Source organism: Kribbella yunnanensis (assembly GCF_039529655.1).
Lineage (GTDB): Bacteria > Actinomycetota > Actinomycetes > Propionibacteriales > Kribbellaceae > Kribbella > Kribbella yunnanensis.
This window is the reverse complement of the sequence record NZ_BAAANF010000039.1, coordinates 1-22,040: the sequence shown is the minus strand read 5'-3', so window position 1 is coordinate 22,040 and position 22,040 is coordinate 1. Positions and strand designations below refer to the sequence as shown.

General features: G+C 68.5%; 18 protein-coding genes and 1 pseudogene. 16 read left to right on the top strand and 3 right to left on the bottom strand.

Translation table 11 applies throughout. From position 1 onward, the window contains the following. The first annotated feature begins 119 nt into the window (after nt 1-119). Nucleotides 120-986 (top strand): GNAT family N-acetyltransferase, encoded by an 867-nt coding sequence (locus ABD231_RS41325; protein ID WP_344165768.1) that lies wholly within the window; start codon nt 120-122, stop codon nt 984-986. Here ABD231_RS41325 and ABD231_RS41320 read toward each other — a convergent pair. Further along, nucleotides 983-2,073: pseudogene (locus ABD231_RS41320) on the bottom strand (dipeptidase). The gene ABD231_RS41325 and the pseudogene ABD231_RS41320 sit on opposite strands and share 4 nt — an antisense overlap. 50 nt (nt 2,074-2,123) lie before the next feature. On the opposite strand from ABD231_RS41320, the gene hisI reads away from it, so the two are divergent. The 13 genes from hisI (at nt 2,124) to ABD231_RS41255 (ending at nt 12,149) form a co-directional block, all read left to right on the top strand. Then, nucleotides 2,124-2,453, top strand: coding sequence for a phosphoribosyl-AMP cyclohydrolase (hisI, locus tag ABD231_RS41315; protein ID WP_344165765.1), 330 nt, complete (start codon nt 2,124-2,126; stop codon nt 2,451-2,453). Continuing rightward, nucleotides 2,450-3,940, top strand: coding sequence for an anthranilate synthase component I (locus ABD231_RS41310; RefSeq protein WP_344165762.1), 1,491 nt, complete (start codon nt 2,450-2,452; stop codon nt 3,938-3,940). Before hisI ends, ABD231_RS41310 begins: the two co-directional genes overlap by 4 nt. 3 nt (nt 3,941-3,943) lie before the next feature. Next, complete coding sequence (locus ABD231_RS41305) at nt 3,944-4,489, top strand: Trp biosynthesis-associated membrane protein (RefSeq protein ID WP_344165759.1); 546 nt, start codon at nt 3,944-3,946, stop codon at nt 4,487-4,489. A gap of 56 nt (nt 4,490-4,545) precedes the next feature. Continuing rightward, nucleotides 4,546-4,800 (top strand): HGxxPAAW family protein, encoded by a 255-nt coding sequence (locus ABD231_RS41300; protein WP_344165756.1) that lies wholly within the window; start codon nt 4,546-4,548, stop codon nt 4,798-4,800. Between the two features lie 14 nt (nt 4,801-4,814). Continuing rightward, entirely contained in the window at nt 4,815-5,621 is an 807-nt protein-coding gene (trpC, locus tag ABD231_RS41295) for an indole-3-glycerol phosphate synthase TrpC (protein WP_344165752.1), read from the top strand. A 58-nt stretch (nt 5,622-5,679) separates the two neighbouring features. Beyond that, a complete protein-coding gene (trpB, locus tag ABD231_RS41290) occupies nt 5,680-6,909 on the top strand; it encodes a tryptophan synthase subunit beta (RefSeq protein ID WP_425554254.1) in 1,230 nt (409 codons plus the stop codon). Beyond that, nucleotides 6,902-7,729 (top strand): tryptophan synthase subunit alpha, encoded by an 828-nt coding sequence (trpA, locus tag ABD231_RS41285; protein WP_344165746.1) that lies wholly within the window; start codon nt 6,902-6,904, stop codon nt 7,727-7,729. The genes trpB and trpA overlap by 8 nt, the downstream gene beginning before the upstream one ends. A 7-nt stretch (nt 7,730-7,736) precedes the next feature. After that, entirely contained in the window at nt 7,737-8,393 is a 657-nt protein-coding gene (locus ABD231_RS41280; RefSeq protein ID WP_344165743.1) for an SCO family protein, read from the top strand. A 17-nt stretch (nt 8,394-8,410) separates the two neighbouring features. Then, nucleotides 8,411-8,860 carry a DoxX family protein gene (locus tag ABD231_RS41275; RefSeq protein WP_344165740.1) on the top strand — a complete coding sequence of 150 codons (450 nt, stop codon included), beginning with the start codon at nt 8,411-8,413 and terminating at the stop codon, nt 8,858-8,860. Continuing rightward, entirely contained in the window at nt 8,857-9,558 is a 702-nt protein-coding gene (locus ABD231_RS41270; RefSeq protein WP_344165737.1) for a DsbA family protein, read from the top strand. Before ABD231_RS41275 ends, ABD231_RS41270 begins: the two co-directional genes overlap by 4 nt. Before the next feature lie 76 nt (nt 9,559-9,634). Next, nucleotides 9,635-10,639 carry a prolipoprotein diacylglyceryl transferase gene (lgt, locus tag ABD231_RS41265; RefSeq protein ID WP_344165734.1) on the top strand — a complete coding sequence of 335 codons (1,005 nt, stop codon included), beginning with the start codon at nt 9,635-9,637 and terminating at the stop codon, nt 10,637-10,639. Then, nucleotides 10,632-11,357 (top strand): VIT1/CCC1 transporter family protein, encoded by a 726-nt coding sequence (locus ABD231_RS41260; RefSeq protein ID WP_344165731.1) that lies wholly within the window; start codon nt 10,632-10,634, stop codon nt 11,355-11,357. Before lgt ends, ABD231_RS41260 begins: the two co-directional genes overlap by 8 nt. A gap of 9 nt (nt 11,358-11,366) precedes the next feature. Then, complete coding sequence (locus tag ABD231_RS41255; protein WP_344165728.1) at nt 11,367-12,149, top strand: serine/threonine-protein kinase; 783 nt, start codon at nt 11,367-11,369, stop codon at nt 12,147-12,149. Here ABD231_RS41255 and ABD231_RS41250 read toward each other — a convergent pair. Then, a complete protein-coding gene (locus tag ABD231_RS41250; RefSeq protein ID WP_344165725.1) occupies nt 12,113-15,007 on the bottom strand; it encodes an AfsR/SARP family transcriptional regulator in 2,895 nt (964 codons plus the stop codon). The genes ABD231_RS41255 and ABD231_RS41250 overlap by 37 nt on opposite strands. Next, a complete protein-coding gene (locus tag ABD231_RS41245) occupies nt 15,007-15,843 on the bottom strand; it encodes an aminoglycoside phosphotransferase family protein (protein ID WP_344165722.1) in 837 nt (278 codons plus the stop codon). Before ABD231_RS41245 ends, ABD231_RS41250 begins: the two co-directional genes overlap by 1 nt. A gap of 212 nt (nt 15,844-16,055) precedes the next feature. Between ABD231_RS41245 and gltB the strand changes: the two genes are divergently transcribed. Beyond that, the gene (gene gltB, locus ABD231_RS41240; protein WP_344165719.1) at nt 16,056-20,576 is read left to right on the top strand and encodes a glutamate synthase large subunit; all 4,521 of its coding nucleotides are present in this window, start codon (nt 16,056-16,058) and stop codon (nt 20,574-20,576) included. Continuing rightward, the coding region (locus ABD231_RS41235; RefSeq protein ID WP_344165716.1) for a glutamate synthase subunit beta at nt 20,576-22,040 on the top strand (1,465 nt) is incomplete at its 3' end. The genes gltB and ABD231_RS41235, both read left to right, overlap by 1 nt.

Sequence of the window (22,040 nt, the reverse complement as noted above, 5' to 3'; positions counted from 1 at the left end):
CGGAGGGGAGTAAGGGTGGGCGGGGCGAGGGCGGGGCGTGGGCGGGCGGGGTTATCTACAGGAGCGGAGAGCGGGGGGCTCGAGGGTGGGGGTTGGGGTGGATGGTGTGGGATGGGGGGATGGGACTGGAGTTGGGGACGCCGTCGGTTGACGGGTTGCGTGACGTGGTGACCGCGCTGCGGGAGTGGCAGGGCGAGGGGAATCCGCGACAGCTGCATCCGGGGGACATCGGGTGGTACTGGCGGTTCGGGGCGGAGCAGACCGCGGCGGCGATTCGGACCTGGTCGCGGGACGGCGGGATCGTCGCACTGGGGCTGCTGGACGAGGCTGATCTGGTGCGGATCGCGTTCGACCCGAGTCTGCTGCAGGACGCGGAGCTGGCCGAGCAGGTGGCTGCGGATGTCGCTGACCCGGCGCGCGGCGTACTGATTGAGGGGCAGGTGTTTGTCGAGTCACCGCCCGGTTCTGCGGTGAAGGAGGTGCTGTCCGCGGCGGGGTGGAAGTTGGAGGACCCGTGGGTGCCGGTACGGCGAGATCTGAGTGAGCCGGTACCGGCGCCGGAGCTGCGGGTGGATGTGATCGGTGCGGAGGAGGCGCATGAGCGCGTGACTGTGCAGCGGGAGTCGTTCGACGGGTCGACGTTCACCAATGAGCGGTGGTTCGCGATGGCGGACGGGATCCCGTACGCCGACGCGCGCTGCCTGGTCGGACGCAACCAGCTGGGGGAGTCGGTGGCAGCGGTCACGGTGTGGTCCGCTGGCGAAGGTAAGCCGGGGTATCTGGAGCCGATGGGTGTCCACCGACTGCACCGCGGCCGGGGCTACGGCGAAGCGATCACTGTCGCCGCCGCGTACCACCTGCAGCAGATGGGCGCGTCGAGCGCCTACACGTGCACGCCCGCGTTCAACGTGGGTGCAGTGGCCACCTACGAGGCGGCCGGGTTCGTCCGGCAGCCCGACCTGCGCGACCTGCGCCGGGACGCCTAGACCGCGACGTCGTCGGCAGCGCGCAGTACGCGCAGAATGTTGCCTCCGGCAAGCTTTGCGAGGTCCTGGTCGCTCCACTTCCGCTCGGCCAGGGCCTCGAACAACCGCGGGTACGACGAAACGTCCGGCAGGTCGACGGGCGTCTCGGGAACCCCGTCGTAGTCGCCGCCGAGCCCGACGTGATCGATCCCGGCCACTCGCGCACGTGCTCCACGTGCTTGACCACATCGGCCAGCACGACCTGTGGCTTCGGCTTGCCGTAGAGCTCGGCGACCTGCTGCTGGTCCGCGGGGCGCTGCGGGCTCAGCCCGTTGGCCTTGGCGATCTCGTCGGACTCAGCCACCCAGTCGACGTACTCCTGCGAGATGAAGAACGGCACGAAGGTGACCATGCAGACACCGTCGTTACCGGTCAGCGTTTCCAGTACGTCGTCCGGTGCGTTCCGCGGTACGTCGCAGACCGCCCGCGCGGACGAGTGGCTGAAGATCACCGGCGCACTCGTCACCCGGAGTGCATGCCGCATCGTGTCGGCCGACACATGGGACAGGTCCACCAGCATGCCGATCCGGTTCATCTCCCGAACCACCTGCTCACCGAAGTCGTTCAGCCCACCCAGCACCGCCTCGTCGGTCGCGGAGTCCGCCCAGGGGACGTTGTTGTTATGGGTGAGCGTCATGTACCGCACACCCAGCGTGCGCATGGTCCGCAGCACGCCGAGCGACTCACCGATCGAGTACCCGCCCTCCATCCCCATCAGCGAAGCCACCCGCCCCGCCTTGATTGCCGCCTCCACCTCATCCGCAGTCGTCGCCAACTCCAGCGTCTCCGGAAACCGCCGTACCAGCTGGTGCACGAAGTCCAGCTGCTCGAACGTCCGCCGTACCGCGTGCTCGTCCTGCGGCACCCACAACGACCAGAACTGCGCCCCCACATTCCCAGCCCGCAGCCGAGGCAGATCCGTATGCAGCTGCGGCACCGACCCACCCAAGTCATGCGCATCCAGGTCGTACCCACACAACTCATAGAACGCAATCGGCAGGTCGTTATGGCCGTCGATCACCGGATGCGCAGTCGTCACGCGTCCCATCCTGTCAGGGTCTGGTCAAGAGTGTCCGTGGCATCGGTGACAATAGGTGAGTGAGTATCGACGAGCTGACCTTCGATGCGGCTGGGCTGATCCCGGCGGTGGTGCAGCAGCACGACACGCGTGAGGTCCTGATGGTGGGCTGGATGGACGCCGAGGCTGTGCGCCGGACGGCGGCGACCGGGCGGAGTACGTTCTGGTCGCGGAGCCGTCAGGAGTACTGGGTGAAGGGCGAGACCAGCGGTCATCGTCAGCACGTCAAGGAGATCCTCGTGGACTGTGACGCCGACACCCTGCTGGTGCTCGTCGACCAGGAAGGGCCGGCCTGTCACACCGGCACTCGGAGCTGCTTCGAGCACGGGACGATCGAGGTGACGGCATGAACACCCCGGATCTCGACACCTTCCGCGACTACGCGAAGGACCGCCGGGTGATCCCGGTGACGCGCCGGCTGCTCGCTGACGCCGAGACGCCGATCGGGGTGTACGGCAAGCTTGCCGCCGAGCGTGAAGGCACCTTCCTGCTGGAGTCCGCGGAGAACGGTGGCGTTTGGTCGCGGTACTCGTTCATCGGGGTGCGGTCGGCTGCGACGCTGACCGAGCGGGACGGGCAGGCGGTGTGGACGGGCAACCCGCCGGTCGGCCTGCCGCAGACCGGTGATCCGCTCAAGGCGCTGCGCGAGACGCTGGAGATCCTGCACACGCCGCGGCTGCCGGACCTGCCGCCGCTGACTGGTGGCATGGTCGGCTTCCTCGGGTACGACGCCGTGCGCCGGCTGGAGAAGTTGCCGGACACAACGACTGACGACCTCGGGCTGCCCGAGCTGACGTTCCTGTTCGCGACCGACCTGGCCGCGCTCGACCACGAGACCGGTGAGATCTGGCTGATCGCGAACGCGATCAACTGGGACGACACCGACGAGCGGGTCGACGACGCGTACGCCGATGCGGTTCGCCGGCTGGACGCGATGGAGGCCGACCTCGCGCGCCCCACCCCGTCGTACGTCGTCCGTGCCGACCGCGGCGCCGAGCCGGACCCGCACCGGCAGCGCTCGAGCGTGGAGTACCGCGAGGCCGTCGAGACGGCCAAGGAGGAGATCCGGGCCGGCGAGGCGTTCCAGATAGTCGTCTCCCAGCGCTTCGAGCTGCAGACGACCGCGTCCGCACTCGACATCTACCGGGTGCTCCGTCGGTCCAACCCGAGCCCCTACATGTACCTGGTCCGCCTGGACGGTTTCGACATCGTCGGTTCGAGCCCCGAGGCGCTGGTGAAGGTCACCGACAACAAGGTGATCGTGCACCCGATCGCGGGCACCCGTCGTCGCGGTGCGACGCCGGAGGAGGACCACGCTCTCGAAGAGGAGCTGCGCGCCGACGCCAAGGAGCGCGCCGAGCACCTGATGCTGGTCGACCTCGGCCGCAACGACGTCGGCAAGGTCTGCGTGCCCGGCACGGTCGAGGTCATCGACTTCATGGATGTACGGCGCTACAGCCACGTCATGCACCTGGAGTCGACCGTCACCGGCCAGCTCGCGGCCGGCAAGACCGCGTTCGACGCGCTCACCGCGACCTTCCCGGCCGGCACCTTGTCGGGTGCCCCGAAGCCGCGCGCGATGGAGATCATCGACAAGCTCGAGATGACCCGCCGCGGTGTGTACGGCGGTGTGGTCGGCTACCTCGACTTCGCCGGTGACGCGGACACCGCGATCGCCATCCGGACCGCCGTATTGCGCGGCTCGACGGCGTACGTGCAGGCCGGTGCCGGCATCGTGGCCGACTCCGACCCGGCATCCGAGGACGCGGAGTGCCGCACCAAGGCAGCAGCGGTTCTGAACGCGATCGCCGTCGCAGGAACGTTCACCGAGGTCTAGACGATGCGCCCACAGCGACTCGCGGATCTTCTCACCCTCGGCGCATTGGCTCTACTGGCTCTGTCTGCCTATCTGACGTGGGTGACGGCCGATCCGGGCTCTGGGCGGCCGGTGGTCGACTTCAACGGTTACAGCGTCACCAGAGCGCCTGTGACGCTGGCTCTGGCCGGCCTGGTTGCCCTCGTGGTCACCAAGCTCGCCGGTACGGCGCTCCGCCGCGTCCTCGGCGTACTGATCGCAGTGCTGGGCGCAGCGGCGATCGGCGTCGGACTGCAGGTGCGGCCGGGGACGACCGAGCTCAGCCGGCTGCGGCCCGAGCTCAGTCAGGTGGTCACCGACAACGTGGTGCTGAGCACCGGACCGGCTCCGTGGCTCGCGCTGGCCGGGGGAGTGGCACTGCTGCTCGCCGGTCTGGTCGCCGTCCTCACCGCACACCGCTGGAAACGCCCTACCGATCGGTATGAGCGGGCACCGGCCACCGGCAAGCAGCCGGACCAGGGGGCCGATCAATGGAAGGCGATCGACGCGGGACAGGACCCGACTCTCTGATCGCGGCGGGCAACCGCCACAATAGGACAGGACGACGACGAGGAGTGGCGGCAACCATGGACAATACGACTGCCGATCAAGCGGTGACCCGGGTGAGCGACGAGGCTCCCCACGACGCGCACGGCAACAGCACGGCAGCCTGGACCGCGGTGGCGATCATCCTGGTCGGGTTCACCGTCGGTGGCATCGCGATGGTGCTCGGACCGAACTGGCTGCTGTTCTGGATCTCGGTCGGGATCGTCGTGCTGGGTGCACTGGCCGGCAAGGTGCTGCAACTGCTGGGCTTCGGCGTCCCCGCCGACGACCACTGAAGGGCGGACAGACCATGACTGTGCTTGACGACATTCTCGCCGGGGTTCGCGAGGACCTCGCGGAGCGCCAGGCTCAAGTCAGCCTGGACGACCTCAAGCTGGAGGCGCAGCGCAAGCCCGACGCCAAGGACCCGATGCCGGTGTTCCGCGGCGACGGGATCGCGGTGATCGCCGAGGTGAAGCGGTCCAGCCCTTCCAAGGGTGAGCTGGCCGAGATCACCGACCCGGCCGCACTGTCGGGGGAGTACGAGGCCGGTGGCGCCTCGGCGATTTCGGTCCTGACCGAGCAGCGCCGGTTCAACGGCAGCCTGGACGACCTGCGCGCGGTGCGCGGCCGGGTCGACGTACCGGTGCTGTGCAAGGACTTCATCGTCTCCTCGTACCAGCTGTGGGAGGCGCGGGCGGCCGGTGCCGACATGGCGCTGCTGATCGTCGCCGCGCTCGAGCAGGAGGCGCTGGTCTCGCTGATCGAGCGGGCGCACTCGATTGGGCTGTGCCCGCTGGTCGAGGTGCACGACGAGGAGGAGACCCGGCGTGCGGTGGACGCCGGCGCTCAGCTGATCGGCGTGAACAACCGGAACCTGAAGACCCTCGAGGTCGACCGGTCCACGTTCGCCCGGATCGCGCCGACCATCCCGTCCAACCTGGTCCGGGTGGCGGAGTCCGGTGTCCGGGGTCCGCATGATGTAATCGAGTTCGCGCGCGCCGGGGCCGATGTCGTCCTCGTCGGTGAAACTCTGGTGACCGGCCGCGATCCTCGCGCCTCGGTCGCCGACCTCGTCGCCGCCGGATCGCACCCAGCCATCCAGCAGCGGCACTAGCCCTTCCCTGCCGGTCCAAACGGCGTGGGACAGCAACTCTCCCGCGCCTTGGGCCGGGATTGGAAGGTTTTGTCGGATGAGTACTGTGCTGCCCGACCAGCTCGGGCACTTCGGCCGTTTCGGCGGCCGGTTCATGCCGGAGGCGCTGATCGCGCCGCTCGACGAGCTCACGCAGGCCTGGAAGAGCGCCATGGCCGACCCGGAGTTCACCGGTGAGTTCGACCGGATGCTGCGCGAGTGGGCCGGCGTCCCGAGTTTGCTGTACGACGCGACCCGGCTGTCCGACGTGGCCGGGGCGCGCATCCTGCTGAAGCGCGAGGACCTCAACCACACCGGTGCGCACAAGGTCCGCAACGCGCTCGGGCAGGCGTTGCTGACCAAGCGGATGGGCAAGCCGCGCGTGATCGCGGAGACCGGCGCCGGTCAGCACGGTGTCGCCACTGCGACGGCCTGCGCCTACCTGGACCTCGAGTGCGTGGTCTACATGGGCGAGGTCGACACCCAGCGCCAGGCGCTGAACGTGGCCCGGATGAAGCTGCTCGGCGCCGAGGTGATCCCGGTGACGAGCGGCAGCCGGACGCTGAAGGACGCGATCAACGAGGCGCTGCGTGACTGGGTCGCCAGCGTCGACAAGACCCACTACCTGCTGGGTACGGCGGCCGGCGCGCACCCGTTCCCGGCGATGGTGCGCGACTTCGTCCGCGGTATCGGTGACGAGGCTCGCGCCCAGTCGCTCGAACTGCTCGGCAAGCTCCCCGATGCCGCGGTCGCGTCGGTCGGCGGTGGCTCGAACGCGATCGGCCTGTTCGCCGCGTTCATCCCGGACGCCGACGTGAAGCTGTACGGCATCGAGCCGGGCGGTGACGGGTTCGAGACGGGCCGGCACGCGGCCACGATCTCGGCCGGGCAGGTCGGCGTACTGCATGGTGCGCGGTCGTTCCTGTTGCAGGACGAGGACGGTCAGACGATCGAGTCGCACTCGATCTCGGCCGGGCTGGACTATCCCGGTGTCGGTCCGGAGCACTCGTGGCTCGCGGAGACGAAGCGGGCGTCGTACCGGCCGGTGAGTGATGCGGACGCGATGGAGGCGTTCAAGCTGCTGTCGCGGACCGAGGGCATCATCCCGGCCATCGAGTCGGCGCACGCGGTTGCCGGTGCGCTGGAGATCGCGAAGGAGCTCGGCCCGGACGCCACCATCCTGGTGAACCTGTCCGGTCGTGGCGACAAGGACATGGACACCGCGAGCTCGTGGTTCGGGCTGATCGATGGGGAGACCGGCCATGAGTGAAATGGTTGCCCTGGGCAAGGCCGGCGCCGCGATCCGGAAGGCGAACGACGAAGGCCGTGCAGGCCTGGTCGGCTACCTGCCGGCCGGCTACCCGTCGTACGACGGTGGCGTGGATGCGATCAAGGCGCTGGTCGACGGTGGTGTCGACGTACTCGAGATCGGTCTGCCGTACAGCGACCCGGTGATGGACGGTCCCGCGATCCAGCGGGCCGCCGAAGCCGCGCTGGCCGGTGGATTCCGCGTCAAGGACCTGCTCCGCACAGTCGAGGCAGTCGCCGCGTACTCCGACGTACCGGTGCTCGTGATGACGTACTGGAACCCCATCGAGCGGTACGGCGTCGATCGGTGGGCCGTGGACTTCGCCGGTGTCGGGGGAGCGGGCTTGATCACGCCCGACCTGATCCCGGAGGAGGCCGCGGAGTGGATCGCGGCCGCCGACAAGAACGAGCTGGACAAGGTGTTCCTGGTCTCGCCGTCGTCGACCGACGAGCGGATCCGGCTGACCACGGCCGCGTGCCGCGGGTTCGTCTACGCGACCGCGGTGATGGGCGTGACCGGCGTACGGGAAACCGCCTCGGATCTGGCGGCACCGTTGGTGGCCCGGACCAAGGCGGCGACCGGGTTGCCGGTCGGGGTCGGGATCGGCGTCTCGAACGCGGAGCAGGCGGCGGCGATCGGTGCGTTCACCGATGCGGTCATCGTCGGATCGGCGTTCGTGAAGCGGCTCCTCGACGGTGAAGGCCCGGCCGGTGTGCGATCCCTCACGGAGAGCCTGGCCGAGGGCGTTCGCCGGGAACCGTCAGCGGCGGCCGGACGTTGAGCCTGCCGTGAGTCGAACCAGGAACGCGGCGCTTCTGCTAGCCGCGGTGGGGCTGCTGGCCCTCGCGGGCTGCGGCGGTCAGCAGGAGAAGCCGGACAACCCGGGTGGTGCGATCATTCGCACCACCCAGGACCCGAACGGGATGCGCGGGGCGACGCTCGACCAGCCGTACAAGTTGCCCGCGGCCACGCTGACCGACACCGGCGGGAACCCGTTCAACCTGGTCACCTCGACCAAGAAGCCGGTCACGCTGATCTTCTTCGGGTACACGAACTGCCCGGACGTGTGCCCGACGGTGATGGCCGATGTCGCCTCCGCGCTGACCAAACTCGACGAGTCGGTCCGCAAGCAGGTGCAGGTGCTGTTCATCACCACCGACCCGTCCCGGGACACCGGGCCGGTGATCCGCAAGTACCTGGATCGCTTCGACCCGGCCTTCGTCGGGCTGACCGGCACGTTGCCGTCGATCAAGGACATCGCGCAGGCGGTCGGCGTACCGGTCGAGGGGATGAAGAAGCTGCCGTCGGGTGGCTACGAGGTCGGTCACGGCGCGCAGGTGCTGGGTTTCGGCAAGAACGACAAGGCCACCGTGCTCTGGATGTCGAACGCGGCGATCGGTGACATGGCGCACGACTTCGCGAAGCTGGTCGAGACCAACCAGTGAAGCTCTGGGTGTCCTTGGTGGCGCGCCTGGTGCTCGGCGGCGTGATGCTGGTGGCAGGGGCGCTGAAGGTGTCCGATCCGGAGACCGCCGCGCAGGCCGTCCGCGCCTACGAGATCCTGCCGCTCGGCCTCGCCGATCCGGTCGGCTGGGGACTGCCGTTCCTGGAGATCGCGATCGGGTTGCTGTTGATCCTCGGTTTCGGTGTCCGGCACACCGCGGCCGCCGCGGGTGCTTTCATGGTCGTGTTCATCGCCGCGGTTGCCTCTGCCTGGGCCCGCGGCCTCGCCATCGACTGCGGCTGCTTCGGCGGCGGCGGACGGGTCGATCCCGGCGAGACGAAGTACCTCGAGGAGATCCTCCGCGACGTCGGTCTGCTGCTGCTGGCGATCTGGCTGTGCTTCCGGCCGTCGAGCAGGTTCGCCCTCGAATCCGATCCGAACACCACGACAGGAGACACCGCACCGTGAGCAACACCAATCCGCTGCTGGAGCAGAAGAAGCGGGTCCCGCCCGGCGTCGTCGTGGTGATCGTCCTGGTGCTGGCCCTGCTGGCCGGTGTCGGGTTCCAGTACCTGCGGGGTCACTCCAAGGTCGAGGCCGGCGACCAGCCGCGCTCCGAACCGGCCGTCATCACCGGGCCGGGCCAGGACGGCAAGGGTGTCACGGTCGGCAAGGCCGGTGCGAAGGCGCAGATCGATCTGTACCTGGACTTCCGGTGCCCGCACTGCGCGGAGTTCGAGGAGATGACCGGGGCAACGGTCGACAAGCTCGTCGCGGACGGTACGGCGACTCTCACGTACTGGCCGTTGGCTTTCGTGAACCCGGATGCCTCGCCACGGTTGGCGAACGCGTTCGCGGCTGCGGCGGCGAACGGGAAGGCCCTGACGTACGCCGACGAGATGTACGGCGACTTCAGCAAGTCCTGGACGAATGATCAGCTGATCGAGCTGGGCAAGCAGCTCGGGATCGGCGACGCGAAGTTCCTGCAGGCGGTCCAGAACAACACCTACGCCGGCTGGGTCGAGTCGGTCGGCAAGGCGGCGGACGCGCGTGGTGTCACCGGTACGCCGACGGTCTTCGTCAACGGCAAGAAGCTGGAGACGAAGGATCTGACGCCGGAGGGCCTGCAGAAGGCGGTCGACGACGCGGCGAAGGCAGCCAGTTGAACCGCGGTCCGCGCACGAATCGTGACCCTGGGTTCCTGGCCGCTGGGCTGGGCCGTCGAGTAGCGTTCCGGATGCCATGTCTAGTCTGATCCCCGCCGTGATCGTGCCGGCGTTCATTCCCAGTCCCAGCCAGGGTGTCTGGCATGTCCTCGGCCTGCCGATCCGTGCCTACGCGCTGTGCATCCTGGCCGGGATCTTCGCCGGCTACTGGCTGACCCGCCGGCGCTGGGTCGCTCGCGGCGGTTCGCCGACGGTGCTGTCCGACATCATGTTCTGGGCGATCCCGTTCGGCCTGGTCGGCGCCCGGATCTACCACGTCGCCACCGACGCCGAGCTGTACTTCGGCGAAGGCCGGCACCCGATCGACGCCCTGAAGATCTGGCACGGCGGCCTCGGCATCTGGGGCGCGGTCGGCTTCGGCGTCCTCGGCGCCTACCTGGCCTGCCGCCGCGCGAAGGTCCCGTTCCTGCCGGTCCTGGACGCGGTCGCCCCCGGCGTCGCCCTGGCCCAGATCTTCGGCCGCTTCGGCAACTACTTCAACCAGGAACTCTTCGGCAAGCCGACCACCCGCCCCTGGGGTCTCGAGATCGACCCGGCGCACCGCCCCGACGGCTTCGCCGAGTTCGCCACCTTCCACCCCACGTTCCTGTACGAAGCCGTCTGGAACCTCGGCGTGATGGCCCTGATCATCTTCCTCGGCCGCCGCGTCACCCTCGGTCACGGCCGCGCATTCTTCCTGTACGTCGCCGCCTACTGCGCCGGCCGCGCCTGGATCGAGAACATGCGCATCGACACCGTCAACCACTTCCTGGGCCTCCGCCTGAACGTCTGGACGTCGATCATCCTCTTCGTCCTCGCCGTGGCCGCCCTGGTCATCAGCTTCCGCAAGCACCCCGGCCAAGAAGACATCTCCACCGGCCCAGCCGCTGGCCAGCCGACCATCGAGCCGGCGGATGCCGCTCCGGCGACCGCCGAGCCGACGGACGTCGCCGCGGCAGAGCCGACTCAGGACACGACCTCCGCCGGGGAGTCGACGCCCGATAGCACAGCCGTCGTACCGGATGATGGGAAGCGTGACTGACGGAGCGCAGGTTTCGGCGGAGCATCACGGTGACCACAAGCACCGGGATGTGAATGGCGGCTGGCTCAGGCCGGCCGTGTTCGGCGCGATGGACGGGCTCGTCTCCAACTTCGCGCTGATCGCCGGGATGGACGGCGGCACCCAGTCCGGCTCCAAGTTCATCGTGCTCGCCGGTCTGGCGGGGCTGGCAGCGGGCGCGTTCTCGATGGCGGCGGGGGAGTACACCTCGGTCGCCTCGCAGCGTGAGCTCGCCCGCGCGGAGATCGAGGTCGAGCGTCTGGAGATCGCCCGGCACCCGATCGACGAAGAGATCGAGCTCGCCGAGACCTACCGCGCCAAGGGTCTCGACCCCGATCTCGCCGAGAAGGTCGCCAAGCAGTTCCACACCGACCCCGACCAGGCCCTCGACGAGCACGTCCGCGAGGAACTCGGCATCGACCGCAACGACCTCCCGAACCCGCTCGTCGCGGCCGGCTCGTCGTTCGTGTGTTTCGCGATCGGAGCCTTCATCCCGCTCCTCCCGTACCTCCTCGGCGCGACCAACGTCGTACCGGCCCTGATCATGAGCCTCACCGCACTCTTCGCCGCCGGTGCCGTTGTCTCGCGCGTCACCAGCCGCTCGTGGTGGTACTCAGGCCTCCGCCAACTGATCCTCGGCGGCGCGGCCGCGGCGCTCACGTACTTCGTCGGTTCCCTCGTCGGCCCAGGAATCGGCTAACGTCAGCGGGTGTTCCCCGCGAAGATCGACGAGCCACCGGCCATCTATCTGCAGACGATCGGCGAGATCTTCGCCGTCTTCGACGCCCAGGACTCCGGCAACATCTCGTACGGCGTGACTGTCGACGGCCGGCGGTACTTCGTGAAGACCGCCGGCGACTCGGCCGACCTCGAACCGTTCCTGGCCCCGCCGCAGCGTCAGGAACTCCTCCGCCGCGCGGCCGTTCTGGCGGAATCCGTCGAGCACGAACTCCTCCCGGCGTACCACGGTCTGATCGAGTCGCCGTGGGGTCCGGTGCTCGTCTACGACTGGCGTGACGGCGAGCACCTCGGCACCCAGCTCGAGCGCTTCCATGCCCTGTCCGCCGACGAGATCTCCGAGGCGCTGGACCAACTCTACGACCTGCACGACGTCCTCAGCTCAGCCGGTTGGGTCGAAGGCGACTTCTACGACGGCTCGCTGCTCTACGACTTCGACACCCAGCAGCTGACCGTGATGGACCTCGACGACTACCGACCAGGTGCCTACAGCAACGACATGGGCCGGATGTTCGGCTCCACCCGTTTCATGGCCCCTGAACAACTCACCCTCGGCGCCGAGATCGACGACCACACGACCGCGTTCGTGATGGCCCGCACCGCTCTCGTGCTGCTGTCCGACGGCACCCTGGACCGCATGGCTTTCCGCGGCTCGAACGCCCAGTACGCCGTACTCGAGAAGGCCGTCACCACCCGCTTCGACAGCTACCAAGCGTTCTACAGCGCCTGGTTGGAAGCCTCTTCGATGACATAACCAAGCTTCGCCTGCAACGCCAGTACGCCGGTCTCCGGCTCGTCGGTCGTCTCCACCCCGACTGCTTGGAGAATCGCGAGCGCATGCTGCCAACCGTGCCGAGCCTCGTGATACCGACCCAGTACGGCGTACGCGTCGGCGCGACCGTCGTGAGCGCGCGCCTGGTCGACCGGCTGGTAGAGGGCGGTCGCCAACTCCAGTGCCCGCTCGTGCGCCACCACCGCAGCGTCTGCGTCACCCAGTGCCAGCTGAAGCCGGCCGAGACCCTGGTGAGCCTCCAACTGCCAGTTCCGCGAATCCAGCTCAGTGGCCAGCGCCATGCTCTGCTCTCGATAAGCCATAGCTCGCGTGAGGTCGCCGAGCTGCCGGTACACCTCGGCCATCCCGTCCACCGACCGGAGCTCGTTGTGGCGGTTGCCGCGGGCTCGCGCGTGCTCCAGCGCCTCCTCATAGAACTCGAGCGCCACGTGCGGCTTCCCGAGCAGTAGGTGGTCGTGGGCGATCCCGGCGAGTAGTTTGCCGACCATGCGATGCCCGACCGACTGTGCGATCGCGAGAGCCTGTTGCGTGTAATCGAGAGCAGCGGTGGTGTCTCCGCGCTTGGTATGGATCCACCCGATGGCGTTCAGCACGTCCAGCTGACAGTCACGATCACCAGAGGCCCAGGCGAGCCGGAGTGCGATCTCCAGCTCGGCCAGCGCCGCGTCGTTGCGGTCTCGCAGTGCGAGCACGATGCCTAGACCCCGCCTGGCCTGTGCTTCGCCTTGGCTGTAGTCCCCGGCGCCGGCCAAGGCTTCGTCGAAGGCGGCGGTCGCGGCGGCATACGACCCCTGGAGCCGCAGGCACTCACCAAGTCTGAGCAGTAAGTCGGTTCTGGTCTCGGAGTCCTTGGTGACCGCGAGCGCGCGCCGGTGCAGGTCTTCGAGTGCTGTCGACCGGCCGAGTGTGCGCAGATACAGGTACAGGCTGCCGGACAGGTGCACAGTGCACTCGGCCTCGGTCGGCAACTGCAGGAGCGTGGGGAGCTCCGCCTGCAGCCACGCCTGCGCAGCCTCCGCCGTACCGATGATTGGTGCCAGCCCGTGCGACACCTCTGCGACCTGCGGATAGAGCTGCGCGGCGGCCTCGGATGCGCCCTGGCAGTAGTACGCCACCAACCGAGCCAACGCAGTACGCCGGTCTTTGTCTTCGCTGCCGACCCTGATGGCGTGCTCCCGGACGAGGTCGTGGAACTGATAGCGACCGGGGGAGGGTTCGTGGAGCAGGTGGACCTCCAGCAACCGCTCCAGGCACCGGCCCGCGTCGGCGGAATCCAGCAACGCGGCGGCAGACGCCGTACCGAAGTCGCCGCCCGGGTGCAGCCCCAGCAGGCGATATGCCCGCCGAAGCGGCGCGTCCAGTTCGCGATAGGACAACCCGATCGCAGCAGCCACACTGCGCGGACCCGACGCCAGCTCCGACAGCCGATGCTCTTGCAACCGCTCGAGCAGGTCCTCCGGGCGCCAGGAAGCATGGGTCCGCAACCGCGCCGCCGAGATGCGGATCGCCAACGGCAACCGCCCGCACTGCTCGACAACCTCAGCCAGTACGCCGGGTGCTGTCGTCGCGACGCGGTCCCTTCCGACCACCCGGGTGAACAGCTCGACCGCATCGGACTGCGACAGCGTGTCGAGGGAGACGGTCACGTCCAGGTCGAGTCCCGACAACCTGTGCCGACTCGTGACGAGTACGCCGCAGCCCGCCGTACCGGGGAGCAACGGACGCACCTGATCCTCACCAGACGCGTTGTCGAGCACAATCAACACTCGGCGGCCCGCGAGCACGCTCCGCAGCAGACCGGCGCGGTCATCCACGTTCTCCGGCGTCCGCTCAAGCGGTACCCCAAACGCCTGCAGCAGTCGCCCCAGAACCTCACCGGGTGGTACGGCGGCCACCCCGTCGGTGTGCCCGTGCAAGTCGATGAACACCTGCCCATCGGGATAACGCGCCGCGAGCCGATGTGCCACGTGCACAGCCAGCGCAGTCTTCCCGACCCCCGCCATCCCATCGATCGCGGCAAGCGCACCTGCCCCAGTGAGCGCCGCTAGTTCCCCCTCCCGGCCGACAAACCCCGGCACCTCAACCGGCAACGACCGTGGCGTCCCCGGCTCGATCTCTCCGGACCCATGCAGCTTGGCGTCGCTCCCGAGCAACTCCGCATGCAGCGCTCGCAACTCAGCACCGACCCCGACACCCAGCTCATCCGCGATCCGCGCCCGCACCACGTCGTACAGCCCAAGCGCCTCCGCCGACCGCCCACTCCGAGCCAGCCCGCGCAGCAGCCGGATCCACAACGACTCCCGAAGCGGATGCTGAGCCGCCAACTCCCGCAACTCCGCCAGTAACCCACTACTCGGCTCCACCGCATCCGCCCGCCGCTCAACCGCAGCCAGCCGCAACTCCTCCAACCGCGGCACCACAGTCGACGTCAGCCACTCCGACCGCGCATCCACAAACGGCTGCCCAGTCCACACCCGCAACGCCCCAGCGTCATCCCCATCCCGCAGCAACCGCTCAAACCGCAGTACGTCGACCTGTTCCGCCGGAACCGCCAGCACATACCCGCCAGCCGCAGTCCGCACCACGTCAGCCCCCACCGCACTCCGCAACCGCGCAATCAACGTATGCACGCTCTGCGGCACCCGCTCCGGCAGCTCAGCCCCCCAAACCCGCTCAGCCAACGCCTCAACCGAAACCTGCTCACCCGCCGACAACGCCAACACCGCCACCACCGTCCGAAGCCGCCACCCCCGCAACTCAGCCGGCACCCCATCAACCACCACCCGCACAGCCCCAAACACCCGAACATCAATCACCATCAGCCCTCCACAGCCTCAGCAACGACATCCGCCAGCCGCACAAGCCGCTCGACGTGATCACCAGGCTCCGGCTGCCCCAACGACCAAGCCGCTCGCGCAACCGCCGTCACCGCAGCCGTCAGGACCGTGCCCCGCCGAACCACCTCAGCATCACCCACCCGATACGCAGCCACCAGCTTCTCCAGCGGATGGTCCGTGGACAGCAGCAGATACCCGAGGTCGAATCCCACCGGGCCGATCCCGAACTGCTCCCAGTCCGTCGCGATCACCACGTCGCCGTCGCGCCCCAACAGGTTCAGCGGATGGAAGTCGCCGTGCACGAGCGTCTGCGGCAGCCGATCGAGCTCGGCCAGCACCGCGTGCCGCCGACTCCACAGTCGCGCGCCAGAACGCCGTACCGGCTCCGGAACGACCGCTGCACTCTCCAGCGCGACCCAACCACCGCGCCGCTCGTCGTTGGCCAACCGATCACGCAGCACCTGCCGAGCGAACCAGTCCGCAGGCTTCAGCTCGTTCGCATTGAACCGCCCAAGCGCCGCGGCCGCATCAATCACCTCGACCGCACCGCCGTCGATCGCTTCGGTCCACAGCGTGATGCCGTCCGGATCGTGCTCGACCCGGACGCAGCGTGGCGCGCGCAGCCCGGTAGTTGTTTCGAGGAGGCGGCTGGCGGCGACCTCGGCCTGGCGCCGCCAGTAGGTGTAGTGCGCCGGGTTCTCGGCACCGGGCAGGAGTCGCTTCACGACAAGTCCGTCGGAGGTGCGCCAGACTCCGCCGTTGGAGATGCCGGAGCCCGGGGTCAGTGGGCTCCAGGTGCTGTCCGGCTGCCAAGGCACACGTGCAGAATTACCACTGGGCGGGCTCATCGGGGATGATGGGTCACGGAGTGAGCGCTTGCTTACTGGGCGTGACTGTGGAAAGTGAAAGGCGTGTGACGGTGGAATGTCTGTCCACCTGTCGGGCGTCATGAGGTAGTCTCGGGACACCCGGCTTGGGCCAATGTTGTCCCGCGGCCAGTTGTTGACCGTAGGACGACGGGAGCCCCTGAATGTTTGGTCGCGCCCCCTTCCCGAGTGAGGGTTTGTACGACGGACGCCATGAGCACGATGCGTGTGGCGTTGCGTTTGTTGCGACTCTGACCGGTGAACCCAGTCACGACATCGTGGCGAAGGCTTTGACCGCCCTGCGCAACCTCGAGCACCGTGGTGCCTCCGGTGCGGAACCGGATTCCGGCGACGGCGCCGGCATTCTGATCCAGGTGCCGGATGCGTTCTATCGCAAGGTGTGCGACTTCGAGTTGCCGGTCGCGCGTGCTTACGCGACCGGGATCGCGTTCCTGCCGGCCGATGCCGACGATGCCGCGAAGGCGATCGCGCGGATCGAGGAGCTGGCGGCCGAGGAGAACCTGACGGTGCTGGGCTGGCGCGATGTGCCGACCACGCCGGAGCTGCTCGGCAGTACGGCGCGTTCGGTGATGCCGACGTTCAAGCAGCTGTTCGTGGCTGCGAGTGCGGGGCGGGTGCTGGGTCTGGCGCTGGAGCGGATGGCGTTCCGGCTGCGGAAGCGGGCCGAGAAGGAGACCGAGACCTACTTCCCGTCGTTGTCCGGCCGGACCATCACCTACAAGGGGATGCTGACCACCGACCAGCTGGACAAGTTCTTCCCCGAGCTGACGGACCCCGACCTCGCTTCGGCGATCGGCGTCGTACACAGCCGGTTCTCCACCAACACGTTCCCGTCCTGGCCGCTGGCCCACCCGTACCGGTACATCGCCCACAACGGTGAGATCAACACCGTCCAGGGCAACCGGAACTGGATGCGCGCCCGCGAGGCACTGCTCTCCAGCGAAGTGATCCCCGGCGACCTCGAACAGCTCTACCCGATCTGTACGCCGGGTGCTTCGGACTCGGCGTCGTTCGACGAGGTGCTCGAGTTGCTGCACCTCGGTGGTCGTTCGCTGCCGCACGCGATGCTGATGATGATCCCGGAGGCGTGGGAGAACGCCGCCACGATGGATCCGAAGCGGCGCGCGTTCTACGAGTTCCACTCGACCATGATGGAGCCCTGGGACGGACCGGCCTCGGTCGTGTTCTCGGACGGCACCAAGGTCGGTGCGGTGCTCGACCGCAACGGCCTGCGCCCCTCGCGGTACTGGGTGACCGAGGACGGCCTCGTCGTACTGGCTTCCGAGGCCGGTGTCCTGGACATCGACCCGGCGACGGTGACCGAGAAGGGCCGGCTCGAGCCGGGCCGGATCTTCCTCGTCGACGTCGAGGCGCACCGGATCGTCACCGACGCCGAGGTGAAGAACGCCCTCGCCAACGAGCTCCCGTACGACGAATGGCTGCACGGCGGGCTGATCCGGTTCGAGGACCTGCACGAGCGTGAGCACGTCGTGCACAGCCACGCGTCGGTGACGCGGCGCCAGCAGGTCTTCGGGTACACCGAGGAAGAGCTGCGCGTCATCCTCACCCCGATGGCCAAGGCCGGCACCGAGCCGATCGGCTCGATGGGCACGGACACGCCGATGGCGATGCTCAGCGACCGGTCCCGGTCGCTGTTCGACTACTTCGCGCAGCTGTTCGCCCAGGTCACCAACCCGCCGCTGGACGCGATCCGCGAGGAGCTCGTCACCTCGCTGTCGTCCAGCCTCGGCCCGGAGTCCAACCTGCTGAGCCCAGGCCCGTCGTCGTGCCGTCAGCTGGTGCTGCCGTTCCCGGTGATCACCAACGACGAGCTCGCGAAGATCCGCCACATCAACCTCGACGGCGACATGCCCGGCCTGGCCACCACGGTGCTGCGCGGTGTGTACGACGTCGAAGGTGGCGGGGAGGGGCTCAAGGCACGGCTCGACGAGATCTGCGCCGAGGCCGACGCGGCGATCCAGGAGGGCGCGCGCATCGTCGTACTGTCCGACCGGCACTCGAACGCCGACAGCGCTCCGATCCCGTCGCTGTTGCTGACCGCCGCGGTGCACCACCACCTGGTCCGGAAGAAGACCCGCACCCAGGTCGGTGTGGTCGTCGAAGCGGGAGATGTGCGCGAGGTCCACCACGTCGCGCTGCTGATGGGGTACGGCGCGGCTGCGGTCAACCCGTACCTCGCACTCGAGTCCGTCGAGGACCTCTGCCGTCGCGGCACCTACCTGCCGGGGATCGAGCCCGAGCAGGCCGTCCGCAACGTGGTGAAGTCGCTCGGCAAGGGCGTCCTCAAGGTGATGTCGAAGATGGGTGTGTCGACGGTCGCGTCGTACACGGGTGCCCAGATCTTCGAGGCCAACGGGCTGTCGCCGGAGCTGGTCGAGCAGTACTTCACCGGTACGTCGTCGAAGCTCGGCGGCATCGGCCTGGACACGATCGCCGAGGAGGTCCGGCAGCGCCACCTGAAGGCGTACCCGGCCGACGGCATCCTGACCGCGCACCGCAAGCTCGAGGTCGGCGGCGAGTACCAGTGGCGGCGTGAAGGCGAGCCGCACCTGTTCGACCCCGAGACCGTGTTCCGGTTGCAGCACAGCACCCGGAGCGGGCGGTACGACATCTTCAAGCAGTACACCGCCGGTGTCGATGAGCAGTCCGAGCGGCTGATGACGCTGCGGGGGTTGTTCGCGTTCAAGGATCGCGAGCCGATCTCGATCGACGAGGTCGAGCCGGTCAGCGAGATCGTCAAGCGGTTCTCCACCGGTGCGATGAGCTACGGCTCGATCAGCGCCGAGGCGCACACCACGCTCGCGATCGCGATGAACCAGCTCGGCGCCAAGTCGAACACCGGTGAAGGTGGCGAGGACTCCGAGCGTCTGCACGATCCCGCCCGGCGCAGCTCGATCAAGCAGGTCGCCTCCGGACGGTTCGGCGTCACGTCGGAGTACCTGACGAACTCCGACGACATCCAGATCAAGATGGCGCAGGGCGCCAAGCCCGGTGAGGGTGGTCAGCTCCCCGGGAACAAGGTGTACCCGTGGGTCGCGAGCACCCGGCACTCGACGCCCGGCGTCGGCCTGATCTCGCCGCCCCCGCACCACGACATCTACTCGATCGAGGATCTCGCGCAGCTGATCCACGACCTGAAGAACGCCAACCCGCAGGCCCGCATCCACGTGAAGCTGGTCTCCGAGGTCGGCGTCGGCACGATCGCGGCCGGCGTCTCCAAGGCGCACGCGGACGTCGTACTGATCTCCGGGCACGACGGCGGTACCGGTGCGGCACCGCTGACCTCGCTCAAGCACGCGGGTGGTCCGTGGGAACTCGGCCTGGCCGAGACCCAGCAGACGCTGCTGCTCAACGGGCTGCGCGACCGGATCGTCGTACAGACCGATGGTCAGCTGAAGACCGGCCGGGACGTGATCATCGCGGCCCTGCTGGGAGCGGAGGAGTACGGGTTCGCCAGCGCTCCGCTGGTGGTGTCGGGCTGCATCATGATGCGCGTCTGCCACCTCGACACGTGCCCGGTCGGCGTCGCCACCCAGAACCCGGTACTGCGGGAGCGCTTCTCGGGGAAGCCGGAGTTCGTGGTGAACTTCTTCGAATTCATCGCCGAGGAAGTCCGCGAGTACCTTGCGGAGCTCGGTTTCCGGACCCTGGACGAGGCGATCGGTCACGCCGAGGTGCTCGACATCAAGCGCGCGGTCGACCACTGGAAGGCCGACGGTCTCGACCTGACGCCGATCCTGCACGTGCCGTCGCTGCCCGAGGGTGCCTCGCGGCACCAGGTGATCGAGCAGGACCACGGCCTCGACAAGGCCCTGGACAACGAGCTGATCCGGATCTGCCAGCCGGCGCTCGAGAACGGCGAACCGGTCCGGGCGCAGCTCGCGATCCGCAACGTCAACCGGACCGTCGGGACCATGCTGGGTCACGAGATCACCAAGCGGTACCGCGCGGCCGGGCTGGCCGACGGCACCATCGACCTCACCTTCACCGGATCGGCCGGCAACTCGTTCGCCGCCTTCGTCCCGCGCGGTGTCACGCTGCGCCTCGAAGGCGACGCCAACGACTACGTCGGCAAGGGACTGTCCGGTGGCCGCGTGGTCATCCGCCCGGACCGGCACGCCCGGTTCGACGCGGCCGACCAGATCATCGCCGGCAACGTCATCGCGTACGGCGCGACGTCCGGCGAACTGTTCATCAGTGGTGGCGCCGGACAACGGTTCTGTGTCCGGAACTCCGGAGCCACCGCGGTCGTCGAAGCGGTCGGCGACCACGCCTGCGAATACATGACCGGCGGGCGCGTCGTCGTACTGGGCGCGACCGGACGGAACTTCGCAGCGGGCATGTCGGGCGGCGTGGCCCACGTGCTCGACCTGGACCGGTCGCTGGTGAACCCGGAGCTGGTGGATCTGCTCCCGCTCACCGCGGACGAGTCCGAACTGTTGCAGGACTTGGTACGGCGGCATCACGAGGAGACCGGATCGGAACGGGCGGCCAAGCTGCTCGCCGACTGGACCGCTGCCGCCGCCAGGTTCACCACGGTGATGCCCCGCGACTACGCCCGCGTCCTGGCAGCCAAGGCGGCTGCCGAGCGCGACGGGCTGGACGAGGACGCCACCACGCGAGCGATGATGGAGGCCATCTGATGGCTGACCCCAAGGGTTTTCTCACCACTGGTCGTGAGGTCGCCGAGCGGCGGCCGGTCACCGAGCGGCTGCAGGACTGGAAAGAGGTCTACCCCGGTGGACCCGGCAAGGCGCTGCTGCCGATCATCACCAAGCAGGCCGGCCGTTGTATGGACTGCGGGATCCCGTTCTGCCACAGCGGCTGCCCGCTGGGCAACCTGATCCCGGAGTGGAACGACCTGGTCTGGCGCGACGACTGGTCGTCGGCGATCGAGCGGTTGCACGCCACGAACAACTTCCCGGAGTTCACCGGTCGGCTCTGCCCGGCGCCCTGCGAGACGTCGTGCGTGCTCGGCATCAACCAGGACCCGGTCACGATCAAGAACGTCGAGGTCGCGATCATCGACAAGGCCTGGGAGACCGGGCACGTCCAGCCGCAGCCGCCGGAATGGCTGACTGGCAAGACGATCGCGGTCGTCGGTTCCGGCCCGGCCGGGCTGTCCGTTGCTCAGCAGCTGACGCGGGCCGGTCACACGGTCGCGGTCTACGAGCGCGCCGAGGCGCCGGGCGGGTTGCTGCGGTTCGGCATCCCCGAGTTCAAGATGGAGAAGGAACAGGTCGACCGCCGGATCCAGCAGATGAAGGAGGAGGGGACCGTCTTCCGCTCCGGCGTCAACGTCGGCGTGGACGTCACCGGGACCCAGCTCAAGCAGCGGTACGACGCCGTCGTGATCGCGACCGGTGCCACCGCGGCCCGTGACCTGCCGGTGCCCGGCCGGGAGTTCGGCGGCATCCACCAGGCGATGGAGTACCTGCCGCAGGCCAACCGGGTCGCGCTCGGCAAGACCGTCGAGGACCAGATCGTTGCCACCGGCAAGGACGTCGTCATCATCGGTGGCGGTGACACCGGGGCCGACTGCCTCGGTACGGCGCACCGACAGGGCGCTCGCTCGGTCACCCAGCTCGAGATCATGCCGCGGCCCGGTGACGAACGGCCCGCGGGACAGCCGTGGCCGACGTACCCGATGATCTACCGGGTCGCCTCCGCGCACGAAGAGGGCGGCGACCGCGTGTACGCCGTCTCCACGGTGAACTTCGAAGCCGATGCCGACGGCAACGTCGCGGGGCTGAACCTGGTCGAGGTGAAGTTCGAGGGCGGCAAGTTCAACCAGATCGAAGGCTCGGAGCGGACCATCCCGGCGCAGCTCGTGCTGCTCGCGATGGGCTTCCTCGGCCCGGAGCGCGAAGGCTTCCTCGAGCAGCTCGGCGTCGAGCTCGACGAGCGCGGCAACGTCAAGCGGGACAAGAACTACCACACCTCCGTCGAAGGCGTCTTCGCCTGCGGCGACGCCGGCCGCGGCCAGTCCCTGATCGTCTGGGCCATCGCCGAAGGCCGCTCCTGCGCCAACGGCGTCGACAACCACCTCACCGGCTCCTCCACCCTCCCCACCCCCATCCCCCCCACCGCCCGCCCCCTCACCGTCT